This is a genomic window from Streptomyces mayonensis (genome assembly GCF_018982965.1).
In the GTDB taxonomy this organism is placed as follows: Bacteria; Actinomycetota; Actinomycetes; order Streptomycetales; family Streptomycetaceae; genus Streptomyces; species Streptomyces mayonensis.
Window position 1 is genome coordinate 36,100 of record NZ_JACBYP010000013.1, and the last position, 12,850, is coordinate 48,949.

Here is a 12,850-nt window from a genome sequence, read left to right on the forward strand (position 1 = left end):
TTGCGAACCCGTGCAGAGCGACTACGAGGTCTGGTCACGCTGGATGCGCCTGCCGCCCCCAGGGCAAATACGGGGGTGGGAGCGGCGTGCGATCCTGGCGGCATGATCCGAGAACCGGCTGAGGCCATGGTGCGTGAGGACGGCTCCGTAGAACTTCCCATGGGGATTCTCGTCGAGGCCGGTCTGGCCCCCGGCGCCCGGCTCCTCGCCTACAGCGACGGAGACGGGCGAATCGTGCTGCGAAGGGAGGCGGACGCCCTGGACGATCTACTCAACGGACGTCCGCTCTGAGCACACGGGCGGCGTGCTTCGACTTGGACTCCTCCAGTCCGAGTCGTACGAGGGCGGCCGCGTCGTCGATCGGCGTGTGCTCCCAGACTCGGACCACGAACCAGCCGTGTTCCACCAGGAGGCTGTCCGTCTCTCTGTCACGGCTCTTGTTGCCTTCGATCTTCGACACCCAGAAGTCCCTGTTCGTCGATGGGATCGACCGGTGGGTGGAGCACCCGTGCCAGTAGCAGCCGTCCACGAACACCGCCACCTTGTGCTTGGTGAAAAGCACGTCCGCGGTTCGGCGCAACGTGGCCACCGGCCTGGCGTTCACCCTGAAGCGCAGCCCTTCCCGATGCAGAGAGGAGCGGAGCCTGAGCTCGGGCTTGGTGTCGCGTGCTCGATTGGAACGCATCGACGCCCGGGTACCGCTCGACGAGGCCCAGGAGTTCCCTATCTCCTCCGCCACCAGGAGCCCGGCTTCTTCGGCCAGGAGCCAAGCGGCACGAAGGTTCGCGCTCCGGGTGGGGTGGTCCACTTCGCCGAGGGAGTATCGGCGTCTGCGTCCTGCGACAGCCCATTCGAGTCTGGCGACGACGTGCCCCGTCCTTCGAGACTCGGTCAGGACGACGGTGGCGGGTACTTTGACGCCGGACTCGTCGCTCACGAAACGCTTGGCGTGACCTCCGGCGGCTCGATCCTGTTCACGTTTGCGATCAGTCCTCGTCATCCCGGCCCTTGGGCGCCAAGCGCGGGAGGGCGGGCGGTAGGCAGAGGTGCGCCGTCGGCTCGCGGGGCCGTCGGATGATCCGCGTGAAGGGTGCCCAAGGTCCACTCCTCGAGCTTAAGGTGCTGCATGACCTGATCGAGCAGTCCGAAATGGACCTGATTGGGGGCCGGCGCGAAACGCTGTTGAGCTGTACAGTCGGGAGATTGCCTTCCGGCCTGGTGGCCGGCTACAGTGCGCCAATGCGCCAACCACACAATGAAGTCGACGCCTCCGAAGTGGAGGCGGGGGATCCCGGTCTCGCTCCGCTGAGGACGATCGACCTCTTCGCCGGCTGCGGTGGGCTGACGCAGGGCTTCGTCGACGCGAAGTGCGGCGGCCGTCCGGTGTACCGGCCCGTCGCAGCCGTCGAGCTCGATCGGGCAGCGGCGGCTACGTACGCGGTGAACTTCACCGAGAAGTTCGGGGCGCATATCCACCAAGGGGACATCGCGGACTGGGTCGACAGGCCCGGAGGACTCCCCGAAGCCGACATCGTGTTGGGTGGCCCGCCCTGCCAGGGGTTTTCGAGGCTTGGAAACCAAGATCCGAACGATGCGCGCAACCAGCTTTGGCGCCATTATCTGGATGTGGTTTCAACCGTCCGGCCGATGGCTTTCGTTATGGAGAATGTTGACGCCTTCAGGAATTCTCCCGAATTCGAACTCTTGCGCAGAGAAGTTCGGGATGGGGGGGCTCTCTCCGAATACTTCATCTACGATGATCTTCTCAACGCTGCTGATTATGGTGTGCCGCAACGACGTTTCCGTGCGATTGTCGTCGGAATCCGAAAGGATCTACGATCCGCCGTGGACTCGGCTCGTCTAATCGATGACCTGACGGACATGGAACTACAGGCCGCGCTCATCCCGACTCCGGCTGCCGGGCCCGAACGCACCGTATGGCAGACGATTTCCGACCTCGTGCTGCGCAAGCTCTCCTCCGATCTACCCACACGCGAGGTGTCCGCTAACGGGCGTAAGATCGCCGGCCCGTTCCGTATGGACGAGCTTCATCTGCGCCGAAACGGCATAAAGCCGATCTCGATGGCGCGCTATCGTTCCATTCCCGAGGGGGGAAACCGGTTCGACATCCCCTTCGAGTTGCTTGCGCCTTGTTGGAAGAAGCACAAGAGCGGTTCCGCCGACGTCATGGGGCGACTGCACCGCGACAAGCCGTCGGTCACCATCCGTACGGAGTTCTTCAAACCGGAGAAGGGCCGTTACCTGCACCCTTGGCTGCATCGGCCCATCACACACCTGGAAGCGGCCAGACTGCAGGGCTTCCCGGAGTCTTTCCAATGGTGTGGAAGCAGGAGCGACATCGCACGGCAGATCGGTAACGCCGTGCCCGTCGGGCTGGGACGGGCCATCGCCGAGCACCTCGCCCCGCTGCTACTCGCTCAGCGGGACCTTCAGGCAACGACCACGGTGAAGGCTCCCCGTCCGCCCAAGCGGCGACGAAAGCTGGCGGCGGCTGCCTGATCGGTCCTGCGTAGAACGTTCGGTGATTCCGTACGGGGAACTTCCCGCATCCGGGCCCGGTTGTCGGTGCGCGCGGATATAGAGTTGTTTCATTGGACACCGACGCCGGGGCCTCAGCCGTTGGTTCACCTAGGGGAGGGTGAGCGGTGGTGGCCGTGGCCGACCTGACGTCCGCGGCCGACGGGCGCGCGGGTCGGACGCCGCTCGTATGGCGGTCGACCCGTAGGCCACCCCTACGATCGCGGTACGCCGTGTATCCGAGGGGTGGGGCTTGCAGGAGTTCGAGGATCAGTACGAGGCGTTCAAGCGCCTGATCAAAACGCACACGCCCGAACAGGCGTTGGCGACGATCAAGCTCTTCGGTATGTCCGACGAGCTCGCCAAGCGCATTGCGGAGCGTCATCAGCAGGAGACCATCGCCGTCCGCGAGAAGCGGGAGCCCGGTTCCGTCGTCCGGAACAACCGCGAGACTTGGTACGTCGGCCCCCAGGACGACGACAGGTGCTGGCCCGCTCTCAGAAACCTGCTGGCGAAACAGTCGTGGGACGAGGACAGCCTGCGCGGCCTCGACTCCGCTTCGACCAAGGTCGTTTCTATGCTCGACCACCCCCTAGAGAGCGCGTTCTCTACCAGAGGGCTGGTCGTCGGCTACGTGCAGTCGGGTAAGACCAGCAACTTCACCGCGCTCATCGCGAAGGCGGCCGACGCCGGATACAAGTTCTTCATCGTCCTCGCCGGCGTCCACAACGGGCTGCGACTGCAGACCCAGCTCCGACTCGAGCGGCAGCTCGTGGAGCCGGTGATAGACCAGTGGCACCCGCTCACCGGTCGCGTCGGGGACTTCGAGCCTCCCGCGGGCAACCCGGCGGCCTTCTTCGGCGACAAGAGTCAGCAGCACGTCCTTTGCGTGATCAAGAAGAACGTGCCCAGGCTGCGGAAGCTCAAGGCGTGGTTGGAAAAGGCGCCCGACTACCTGCGCAACTGCCCGACACTGATCATTGACGATGAGGCCGACCAGGCGAGTGTCGCGTCACGTAGCACCAATCCGCTGATCCGGGAGATCGTTGATCTGTTCCCCCGCGGGGGATACGTCGGTTACACCGCCACGCCCTTCGCCAACCTGCTGATCGACCCCGCCGCCAAGGACCTCTATCCGGAGGACTTCGTCGTCAATCTGCCGAAGCCACGCGGACACTTCGGCACCGAGGTTCTGTTCGGCCGGGACGCTTTGGACGGCGAGGACCCCCAGGAGGTACCGGACGGATACGACATGATCCGCACGGTCCCCGACGAGGAGGTGCCCCTCGTTCGACCGGGACGAGACGAGATCGAGGGGTTCGTACCCGAGATCAGCGGTGCCTTGAGGACGGCAGTCCTGTACTTCTGGCTCGTCACGGCCGCCCGACGGGTGCGTGGTACGGGGGTCCCCCACTCCACGATGCTCGTCCACACGAGTGTCAGCACCGTCGTCCACGAGAGCTTCGAAAGGCCCTTGGAGGCGTTTCGCAAGCGGACGGCGGGGTGGCTCGATGCCGCGGACGGGGAACTGCTCGAGGAGCTGAGGCGGCTCTGGGAGGCCGAGATCGCCCGTGTCCCCGGTAACGAGCCGGACCTCGGGGAGACGCCCGTTCCCTTCGACGCTCTCCTTCCGTTGTTGGCCGGTGTGGTGGACGACTGTCGCATCATCCTGGACAACTCGAAGAGCGTGAAGCGATTGGACTACGAGGCCGGCCCGGTCGTCGCCATCGCCGTGGGCGGCAACACTCTGTCGCGTGGCTTGACCCTGGAAGGGCTCGCCGTCAGTTACTTCGTGCGAAACGCCACGACGTACGACTCTTTGCTGCAGATGGGCCGCTGGTTCGGCTTCCGCGAAGGGTACGCAGACCTGCCGCGCATCTGGATGACGGACGGGATGCGCGACTGGTTCAGGCACATCGCCACCGTCGAGTCGGAGATGCGTCGGGACATCGATGTGTACATGGTCGAGGACAAGACGCCCAGGACCTTCGCCGTCCGCATGCGGACCCACCCCTCACTCCGTATCACGGCGGCGGGCAAGATGCGGGACGCGGTGAAGGCGAGTGCGGCGTACGGAGGGCAGCGTGTGCAGACCCGCTACTTCCGTACGCGGGACGCCGAGTGGTTGCGGGCCAACCGGCAGGCCGCCCACGACCTCGTCGACCGCTCCCTGCGATTGGCGGGAGCCCGACACCAGGACAACGGAATGCAGGGCAGGCACATCCTCCGAGGTGTGTCCTACGACATCATCCTGGACTTCCTCGACGAATACCGCTTCCACGGCAAGTCGTTGGAGTGCGACGCGGGTCTGTTGCGCAGTTACGTAGAGCGTCGGGTGCGGTCCGGGGGCGGCGGTTCGCTGAAGCGCTGGAACGTGGCGATCATCGGCAATCCGCTCAGCGGTGATCCGGAAAAGCGGTACGAGTTCGGTCCCGGGCTCGCCGTGGACCGCGTCATCCGAGCGAAGCTCGGCGAAAGCGGAGGCGACGCCGCCGACATCAAGACCCTGATGAGCCGTCGCGATGCCGGCGTCGATCTCGACCTCGGTGCGCTGACGGAGATCAACGAGGCGGCGCTGAAGAACGCCAGGCGCGAGCAGGCGCCCGACACCGCGTTGCTGACCCTGTACCCGATCGACGCTCTATCGCCGTCACCGACGAACCGCGAGAGGCGTGCTCCGCTCGATGCCGTCGACCACGTGATCGGCGTCGGTCTGGTCTTTCCGATGCCTCGGGGTGAGGACAGTGAGGTGGAGTACTACAGCGCCGACCTGTCCCGCGTACAGGACGACGAGGAGGAAGACCTGTCGTTGCTCTTCGAGGAGGACGACAGTTGAGCGGGGGCGCCGATCTGCGGCGTGTGCTCGACCGGCACTGGGCCGAGTTGGATCTCGCCCCACTCGGCCCAGGAGCTGCTCTCAGGACCTCTCCGCTCCCCGTCGTCACCGAGCACGGGGCGGTCGCTGCGGCTACCGACGGTGACTCGTTGCGTCACTTGCTGATCCCCCTCCGGGGACGTCGACGTGTCCCCACCGGGCGGATCGGCGGAACACTCCGCGTCATGGAGCGGGCGTTGCAGGACGACGAGACCTACGGACGTTTCGCGGACATCGTCTGCACCCGTAGGGATCTCGACGACGTCTTCACGGGGCTGTGCGCCGACGTCCTCGTGGCACTGGAGGCGGACGGGCGGCAGCCCTACCGCACTACGCTGGCGGTGGTGAACCGCTGGCGTCAGCTCTTCAGCGGCATACCCCGCACGCTCACCGAGACGCAGGAGATCGGCCTCATCGGCGAGTTGTCGGTCCTCCTCCGCCTGCTCGTCAAGGACCCGGGCGCCGTGAGGTGGTGGACCGGCCCCGAGGGAGGACGGCACGACTTCTCCGACGGCCTCCGCGCCGTGGAGGTGAAGAGCACGCACACGACCTCGGAGCGTAGGACTTTCGACGTCCACGGACTCGACCAGCTGGAGGCACCGCAGGACGGTCGTCTGATGCTGGCCTGGCAGCGGTTCGAAAAGAGCCCGCGGGGGCGGACCGTCGGTGAGCTCGCCGCGGAGGCGGCCCGGATGTGCGACGACGAGTCGGAGCTGTGGCTTCGACTGGCACGTGTCGGCTATCGGCACGGACAGACGGACGACGAAGGCGCACTGCGCGTGTCACCGCTTGAAGAACGTTGGTACGAGGTCGACGGGGCCTTCCCCCGCCTCACGGCCGCTTCGCTGACGGAGCCGGTACCCGACGCACTCCTGGACGTTCGCTACACCGTCGACCTGGCCGGTGTCCACTCGCCGGTGCTGGACGACGCGTCCGTGGATGCCTTCCTGGACGAGCTGGGGTGGACGCCATGAGCGCGGAATCCCCGCGTTGGTCGTCCGAGCCCTACGCCCCCGGCGGCGGAGGGACGGCCGAAGGTGCCTTGAAGAACCTCGACGGCACCGAGCTCGACCCGCTGACACTTCTGGTGAGGGAGTCGGCTCAGAACAGCTGGGACGCACGAACCGGGAATGGTCCGGTGAACTACCGAGTGGAACTGCGCACCCTCGGGCCCAGTGAGGCTCCGGTGTGGCGCGAACTCCTGGCCGCGGGCGCGCCTCAGCTTCGACACCTCAAGCTCCGGGCCTCGCTGGCACGTCCCGCCCCGCGCATCCTGACCGTGACCGACACGGGGACGAGGGGACTGGGCGGACCCACCCGCGCCGACGTCGCGGTTCCCGGGCAGTCGGACTTCGCGTCGTTCGTCCGCAAGACCGGCAGCTCCAGCAAGGTCACCGGCCGTGGTGGCACCTACGGTTTCGGGAAGGCGGTTTTCCACCTCCTCTCCGCATCGCACACGGTGATCGTGCACACGCGCTGTCGGGTGGACGACCGATTGGAGACCCGACTCATCGGGTGGGCGGTCCACGAGAGCTACACCGTGGAAGGTGACGACGGTGCGAAGACGTTCACCGGCCGCCACTTCTGGGGAAGGGTCCGCCGCGGTTACGTCGAGCCGCTGCTCGGGGATGAAGCGGACGAGGTCGCCGGAAGTCTCGGCCTGAACTCCCTCCCCGACGGCGACACCGGGACTTCCGTCGCGATTCTCGACCCGGTCTTCGGCGAACGCGACGACGCCGAGGCCATGAGGTGGATCGTCGACGCGATGGTCTGGAACCTTTGGCCGAAGATGCTCCCGGAGGGAGGAGACGCCCCCATGCGCTTCTCCGCCCACCACGAGGGCCTGGCCGTCCCCGTTCCCAGGCCGTCGGAGGTGCCCCACCTGCGACCGTTCGTCTGGGCCTACGACGACATGACCCGTCTCGTCGAGCACAAGTCCATGGGGCGCGTCCTCGGCCGACTCGGTATGCGGAAGTTTATCTCCCCGCAGGGAAGGCCCCCTCGGGTGGCGCAGGAGGCGGGTATCGGGGACCGGCTTCACCACACGTGTCTCATGCGGCCGGTCGACCTGGTGGTGAAGTACCTCGAAGGTCCCCCGTTCTTCGAGGAGAGCGGAGGTTACGCCGCGGTCTTCCGTGCCGACGCCGCAGTGGACCGGGTCTTCGCGGCGGCTGAGCCCGCATCGCACGACGCCTGGTTGGTGGACAAGCTCAGTGGCGACGACCAGCGCCTGGCCAAGCACGCCCTCCGGAAGATCAACGACGCGATGAAGGAGGTTTCCGGGCCGGCCCGGGTGGCGAACGAGGCGGGCGAAGGTGTCTCCCTCGCGGGGATGAGCCGACTCATGGCTGGACTCATGGCGGGTACGGCGGGGGAGGGGGCGGAGGCGGTATTCGCCGCGGATACGACGCCCCCGGGAGGTTCCTCGGGCACCGGACGGGGCTCCGGAGGGCCGGCCGGAGCCGGCGGGAGCCCCGGCCCCAGAGGAGGATCCGGCGTCCCTCCCGGTCGCAGGCGCGTTCTGTACGACGGAGCCCCCGAACACGACGTCGTGGACGGTGAAGCCGTCATCGTCCAGCGATTCACCCTGCCCGACGCGGGCTCCTACGTCGTCCACGGTCGCCCCGCCGTCGCGTTGGGCGACGGACGCGGTGTCGAGACGGAGCCGCCCATCGGAGCGTCGATCCCCACGGTGCTGGGATGGCGTGCGGGGAGCGGACCCGTGACTGACGGGTCCTCGTTGCACACGGTCGGCGGTGACGGCACGGTCTGGTCGCTGGTCGTCCGGCCGGCCCCCGACACCATGACCGAGGTGACGGTCGTGGCCGAGGCAGGGGGTGACGATCGGTGAATCGTCGCGCCTACCCCTATCGCAGCGCGGCCGTCGGGTCGGTGACGATGTCCGAGTGGTCCCTCAAGTCCGAGGACGGGGAAGCCGTTCCGCTGCCCTCCTTCATACCCGACTGGGACTTCCAGAGAGACCTGTCCCTCGAGACGGTGGTCGAGGTCGACCTCGACGCAGTCAGGGCTTCGGCCGGACTCCCATACGAGGCCGAGCTCGCCCTCTCCGCGATCTGGAGTTCCACCGGCAGCGGCCTCCGGCGACTGGCCCACCGAATCACACTGCACGGTGGGGGCATCCGATCGGCACAGCTCTCGTTCACCGTGATCGGACGCGACAGCGGCGGCCGATTGTCCCTCGACACCCAACTGGTTCTCGCGAAGGCCCTGGACAATCCGGAACCGACCGGCCCCCGACGCGCGGGGTCCGTGCTCTGGCAGCACCGGGCCGGGGTGCGGCTGCAGGGCGACGCGTCGCAGTTCCCCATGGCCGTGGTCGACTTCAAGAGTGCCGGCTACCCGGAGAACGCTCCCTGGTACCTCGACGTCGGTCCGAACCTGGAGGCGGCGACGATGGGCGCCGTCGTGCTGCTCGTGAACAGCGGCACGCCGGTCGTGCTCAACGCGCTTCGCCGCGCGGAGAAGGCGTCGTACGCGGAACGGCTCATCCAGTCCGCCGTCCGACAGGACGTCGTCCGCCTGATGATCGAGCGGGCCGTGTCCGACGAAGAGCTGACGGACTCGTCCCGGTTCGAGCCGGACACGCTCGGTCACACACTGCTCGGCCTTCTGCGTACCTTCCTCCCCGGTACATCCCTCACCTCCCTGCGCATGACACGTCGCACGGATCCGGCGCTCTTCTCGGCGAAGATCCAGCACGCCGTCGGCCTCTTCTCCAAGGAAACGTGATGGTCCACCTGTATCCGCGGCTTCTGCCCGCGGCCGCGGCCAACCTCCGGGAGGAGTGCCTACACCGTTCCGTCGAGTATCTGCGTGATCGTTCGGCTCTCTCCCACCCGGCCATGTTCTACGCGGCCACCGGCGGGTCCCGTCTTCCCGAGCGGAGCCTCGGCTCCCTACGCGAGGCGGTGCTCGCGTGCGCCACCGAACGCGGCTATCCCGCCAAACCCGGCAGGAGGCAGGCGGCGGGTTTCGACATCGACGTGGCGACGGTCCTCCACCGAGATTCGGGCATCGTTCCGGCGGAGGCGGTCGCGGGTGACCTCTGGGCCTTCCTCTCCCTCGTCGTCCTGCCGGACGTGTCCGCGTGGAGATTCGCGGACCTGCATCGCGACCGGGTGCTGGGGACCGACGTCACACGCCACGTCTTCGGCCGGTTGTGGTGGCGAGCACACCTTCTGTACGACGAGGACGGAGGGAGGGAGGACCTCTACGCCTCGTTGTCCGTGCTCAACGAGTCGGACTTCGACCAGATCTACGCCCGACGCACCTCGATCGGCGGGAGCCCGCATCTGGTGCGGGCGATCGTCAGGGTGTGGCAAACGCTCGACGTTCCGCCCAACGCGGAGAGGCGGGTACTCCGCGATTTCCTCATGCGTGTGCTCAGGCTCAACGCCTTCATCTCCTTCGACTCGCTGCCGGCGGAAGTACTCGACGAGGAGCTGGAAGGCGTGTTCCGGGAGTCGCTCTCCGTGGCGGCCGGAGGGTGAATCCCCGATTGCCGTCGGGCGCGTTCGCCCTGGAAGGAGAGCTGTCGGGGTTCACCGTGCGTAGGAGCGGCCGGTGGCCGGCTACTGCAGCAGGATTTCCTCGGGGCGTCGGTTCGTGATCGCGACCTCCCGGCCGGCAAGGACGTGCTCGATGCATGCCGCCAGATCGCCGCCGTGGTCGTCCCTGGCCATGCTCCGCAGTTCCGCGACCAGGCTCGTGCCGTTGAGGAGGATGATCGGATACTGATCCTCCACCATCTCGGTCTGTGCCGACTCGGAGTAGGCGCCGGTGGTGACGTAGACCCCGATCCATCCACGTCGGAGCCGGGCGACCACTCGGGCGATCTGCTCCGCCGTGATGAGTGTGTCGGGTTTGACGCACTTCGCCTGCCCGAGCACGACGAGGCTCGTGCCCGCCAGGCCGCTTCCGCCGCCGAGGTCGAGACGTCCGACGAAATCGGCTCCGCCGTCACCCGACCGACGTGTGAGCCAGCCTTCCACGTACCCGTGACCCGCCCCACGCAGTACACGGGCCGCCACCGCGGCGGCCAGAGCCTCGAAGTCGTGCTTGCGGCCGTCGAAGTACTTGTAGATCGTTTCCAGGTCCGCGGCTTCACCACTGCCTGGCTTCGGGCGCTGATCACGCACTTTGGCCACCTGAGCCCGGGCGACCCGGCGACGAAGTCCCGGGAGGGCCGAGGAACCGTGCTTGACCCACTCCCGCCATGCCCGTGGCGCGAGGTCGAGTGCTTGAGCGTGGGACACGCCCTTGTCTCTGCGGGCCCCGATCCATTCCCAATCGACTGTGTCGTCCTCGGAGGTCAGGTCGATGAGGGCGATGTCGTAGACGTAGTTCACGAACGGGGTGTGCTCGCGGCCTCCCCATTGCACCAACCGTTCGGTCCGCTCGATGACGCCGAGCCCACAGAACGCCACATGGCCCTTTGGCTTGCCGTTCCGGGGCACTGCGCGGAACAGCAGCAGAGGCGTGGCGGCGGCTCGTTCATCGGCGGTTCGCCCCTGGTGGTCGGTGAAAGCGTCGAGTAGGGCGGCGTTGCCGGTGGTCGTGCCGGGCGGAACGCTCGAACCGGCCTTGTGATCGCCGAAATAGCGGACGTGGCCGTTGTCCATGTCGAAGACGTCGTGCCAAGGCGTCTGCTCGGTGCCGGCCTTCCAGGGACTGGAGCGGATGAGGATCGCCGGGCGCCGTATGCCGTCGGGGGTGGAGACCTTGGCCATCCCGTTGATGCCCGCTTCCAGAAGAGCCCGTTTGTGGCCCGACGAGTGCGTCACGTGGTGGAAGTTCGGGAAGCCGTCGAGCGACTCCGGCTTCGGGTCCTTGCCGCTCGCGTAACGGTAGACCTGTCCCACCCGTAGCTTCCCACCCACAGCCGGCCCTCTCCCTGGACTCGCTCCCCTATGCGTCATCACGACAGTAGCGGCGGGTACTGACAGAGCGGTGTGTCTGCTCCGCAGCCGAGGAGCTCGGAGAGTCCGGCCGGCGGCAGACGGGCGCGCTACGGCGATGCCCGGCTGACGCAGGTCGGGTCGAAGGGCGGTGCCTGGCGTCCATCGCCCCGGGTGGCCAGGCGGATGACCGAAGATCTCCCGCGGTTTCACCGCCAGGGACGCCGACCGGCTACGCGAGAGCCTCACGCACCGCATCGACTAGGGAGGACGCACGCACATCGTCGATGCCCCCGACGATGTTGTTCATCGCATACCCGAAGGCGACACCGTGCTCCGGATCGGCGAAGGCGAGCGACCCTCCTCGACCCGTGTGGCCGAATGAGCTTGACCCCAGCATCGGGTTGCTCTCGGTGGGCAGCATGTACCCGGCGCTGAAGCGGCTGGGGATCAGCATGACCTGATCTTTCCCGCCGGCCTGCTCCTCGGTCGCCGACGCCAGGGCGGCCGAGGAGAGCAGGCGCACGCCGTCCACCTCACCGATCAGCGCGGCGTACATGCGGGCCAGCGCACGGGCCGTACCGATGCCATTGGAGGCCGGGAGTTCCGCGGCCTGTACCTCCGGTGAGTCGAAGTCGATCGCGGCCGGGTCGGTGACCGCGTAGGCCCGGTTGCTGAATGAGTTCGGGTCCCGCCAGGCGGCGACCTGTTCGCGGAGTTCTTCGGGGACCGACTCGGCGGGCAAGGTGGTGAGGTCGACGTCTGGCCGCTGGTACGCCATGCGGCTGACTCGGTCGCGTTCGTCGGCGGGCAGGCCGATGAAGAAGTCCAAGCCCAGTGGAGCCGCGATCTCGTCGGCGAAGAAGCGCCCCGGCGAGCGGCCGGATACTCGTCGGATCACCTCGCCGACCAGCCAGCCCCAGGTCCGGCCGTGGTAGCCGTGCGCCGTACCCGGAGTCCAAAGGGGGCGTTGAGCGGCCAGTGCCTCCGCCATCGGGTGCCAGGCCAGCGCCTTCTTCAACGGCACCGGGTGATCGAGCGCGACGAGGCCGGCCTGGTGGGACAGGAGCCAGCGCACGGGGATGTCCTCCTTGCCGTTCGCGGCGAACTCCGGCCAGTACTTCGCGACGGGTGCGTCCAGGTCGAGCGCGCCACGCAGGACCAGCGAGTGCACGACGGTGGCGGTCGCCCCCTTGGTCGCCGAATAGACCAGTTGAAGCGTGTCCCGCGTCCAGGGACGGCCGGTTTCGGCGTCGGCCACGCCTCCCCACAAGTCCACCACCGGGCGGCCGTTCCTGTACACGCACACCGCCGCGCCGAGGTCGCCGTGCCGGGTGAAGTTCTCCGCGAACGCCGCCCGTACCGGCTCGAATCCGGGAGCCACCTCGCCGCTGATCGTGGTCATGCTGGCCATCTTGGCAGTGTTGTGCTGCCCTTCTCCGGCCTCGGAGATGTACGCACGCCCCCTTGCGTCATGTCGCGAAGCGCGGCGGGCGTCGGCGGCGCGGGTGCTCCGCAG

General features: G+C 67.3%; 10 protein-coding genes. 7 read left to right on the top strand and 3 right to left on the bottom strand.

What is annotated here, in order from left to right:
- The first annotated feature begins 102 nt into the window (after positions 1 to 102).
- On the top strand, positions 103 to 291 hold the full coding sequence (locus HZS56_RS07420) for a hypothetical protein (protein ID WP_100455316.1): 189 nt from the start codon (positions 103 to 105) through the stop codon (positions 289 to 291).
- On the opposite strand, the gene HZS56_RS38690 is transcribed toward HZS56_RS07420, so the two are convergent.
- Positions 272 to 937 carry a very short patch repair endonuclease gene (locus HZS56_RS38690; protein WP_308408016.1) on the bottom strand — a complete coding sequence of 222 codons (666 nt, stop codon included), beginning with the start codon at positions 935 to 937 and terminating at the stop codon, positions 272 to 274. The two genes, HZS56_RS07420 and HZS56_RS38690, sit on opposite strands and share 20 nt — an antisense overlap.
- A gap of 137 nt (positions 938 to 1,074) precedes the next feature.
- Between HZS56_RS38690 and HZS56_RS07430 the strand changes: the two genes are divergently transcribed.
- From HZS56_RS07430 to HZS56_RS07455, 6 genes are all read left to right on the top strand, one after another.
- Positions 1,075 to 2,520, top strand: coding sequence for a DNA cytosine methyltransferase (locus HZS56_RS07430; protein WP_253913875.1), 1,446 nt, complete (start codon positions 1,075 to 1,077; stop codon positions 2,518 to 2,520).
- A gap of 271 nt (positions 2,521 to 2,791) precedes the next feature.
- Positions 2,792 to 5,374 carry a Z1 domain-containing protein gene (locus tag HZS56_RS07435; RefSeq protein WP_216719887.1) on the top strand — a complete coding sequence of 861 codons (2,583 nt, stop codon included), beginning with the start codon at positions 2,792 to 2,794 and terminating at the stop codon, positions 5,372 to 5,374.
- 23 nt (positions 5,375 to 5,397) lie between these two features.
- Positions 5,398 to 6,387, top strand: coding sequence for a PD-(D/E)XK motif protein (locus HZS56_RS07440; RefSeq protein WP_238156425.1), 990 nt, complete (start codon positions 5,398 to 5,400; stop codon positions 6,385 to 6,387).
- Positions 6,384 to 8,264 (top strand): hypothetical protein, encoded by a 1,881-nt coding sequence (locus HZS56_RS07445; protein WP_216719889.1) that lies wholly within the window; start codon positions 6,384 to 6,386, stop codon positions 8,262 to 8,264. The genes HZS56_RS07440 and HZS56_RS07445 overlap by 4 nt, the downstream gene beginning before the upstream one ends.
- Positions 8,261 to 9,163 carry a hypothetical protein gene (locus HZS56_RS07450; protein ID WP_216719890.1) on the top strand — a complete coding sequence of 301 codons (903 nt, stop codon included), beginning with the start codon at positions 8,261 to 8,263 and terminating at the stop codon, positions 9,161 to 9,163. Before HZS56_RS07445 ends, HZS56_RS07450 begins: the two co-directional genes overlap by 4 nt.
- Positions 9,163 to 9,924, top strand: coding sequence for a DUF6339 family protein (locus HZS56_RS07455; protein WP_216719891.1), 762 nt, complete (start codon positions 9,163 to 9,165; stop codon positions 9,922 to 9,924). The genes HZS56_RS07450 and HZS56_RS07455 overlap by 1 nt, the downstream gene beginning before the upstream one ends.
- An 81-nt stretch (positions 9,925 to 10,005) precedes the next feature.
- Here the strand turns inward: HZS56_RS07455 and HZS56_RS07460 are convergent, their stop codons facing one another.
- Both HZS56_RS07460 and HZS56_RS07465 read right to left on the bottom strand, forming a co-directional pair.
- Complete coding sequence (locus HZS56_RS07460) at positions 10,006 to 11,295, bottom strand: restriction endonuclease (RefSeq protein ID WP_308408017.1); 1,290 nt, start codon at positions 11,293 to 11,295, stop codon at positions 10,006 to 10,008.
- A 268-nt stretch (positions 11,296 to 11,563) separates the two neighbouring features.
- Positions 11,564 to 12,736, bottom strand: a complete 1,173-nt coding sequence (locus HZS56_RS07465; RefSeq protein WP_216719892.1) for a serine hydrolase domain-containing protein — start codon at positions 12,734 to 12,736, stop codon at positions 11,564 to 11,566.
- Positions 12,737 to 12,850 lie beyond the last annotated feature (114 nt).

Excerpts from the sequence above, each read along its gene's own strand:
- HZS56_RS07465 (WP_216719892.1), bottom strand. The coding sequence starts at position 12,736 with ATGACCACGATCAGCGGCGAGGTGGCTCCCGGATTCGAGCCGGTACGG.
- HZS56_RS07430 (WP_253913875.1), top strand. The coding sequence starts at position 1,075 with ATGATCCGCGTGAAGGGTGCCCAAGGTCCACTCCTCGAGCTTAAGGTG.
- HZS56_RS07455 (WP_216719891.1), top strand. The coding sequence starts at position 9,163 with ATGGTCCACCTGTATCCGCGGCTTCTGCCCGCGGCCGCGGCCAACCTC.
- HZS56_RS07445 (WP_216719889.1), top strand. The coding sequence starts at position 6,384 with ATGAGCGCGGAATCCCCGCGTTGGTCGTCCGAGCCCTACGCCCCCGGC.
- HZS56_RS07420 (WP_100455316.1), top strand. The coding sequence starts at position 103 with ATGATCCGAGAACCGGCTGAGGCCATGGTGCGTGAGGACGGCTCCGTA.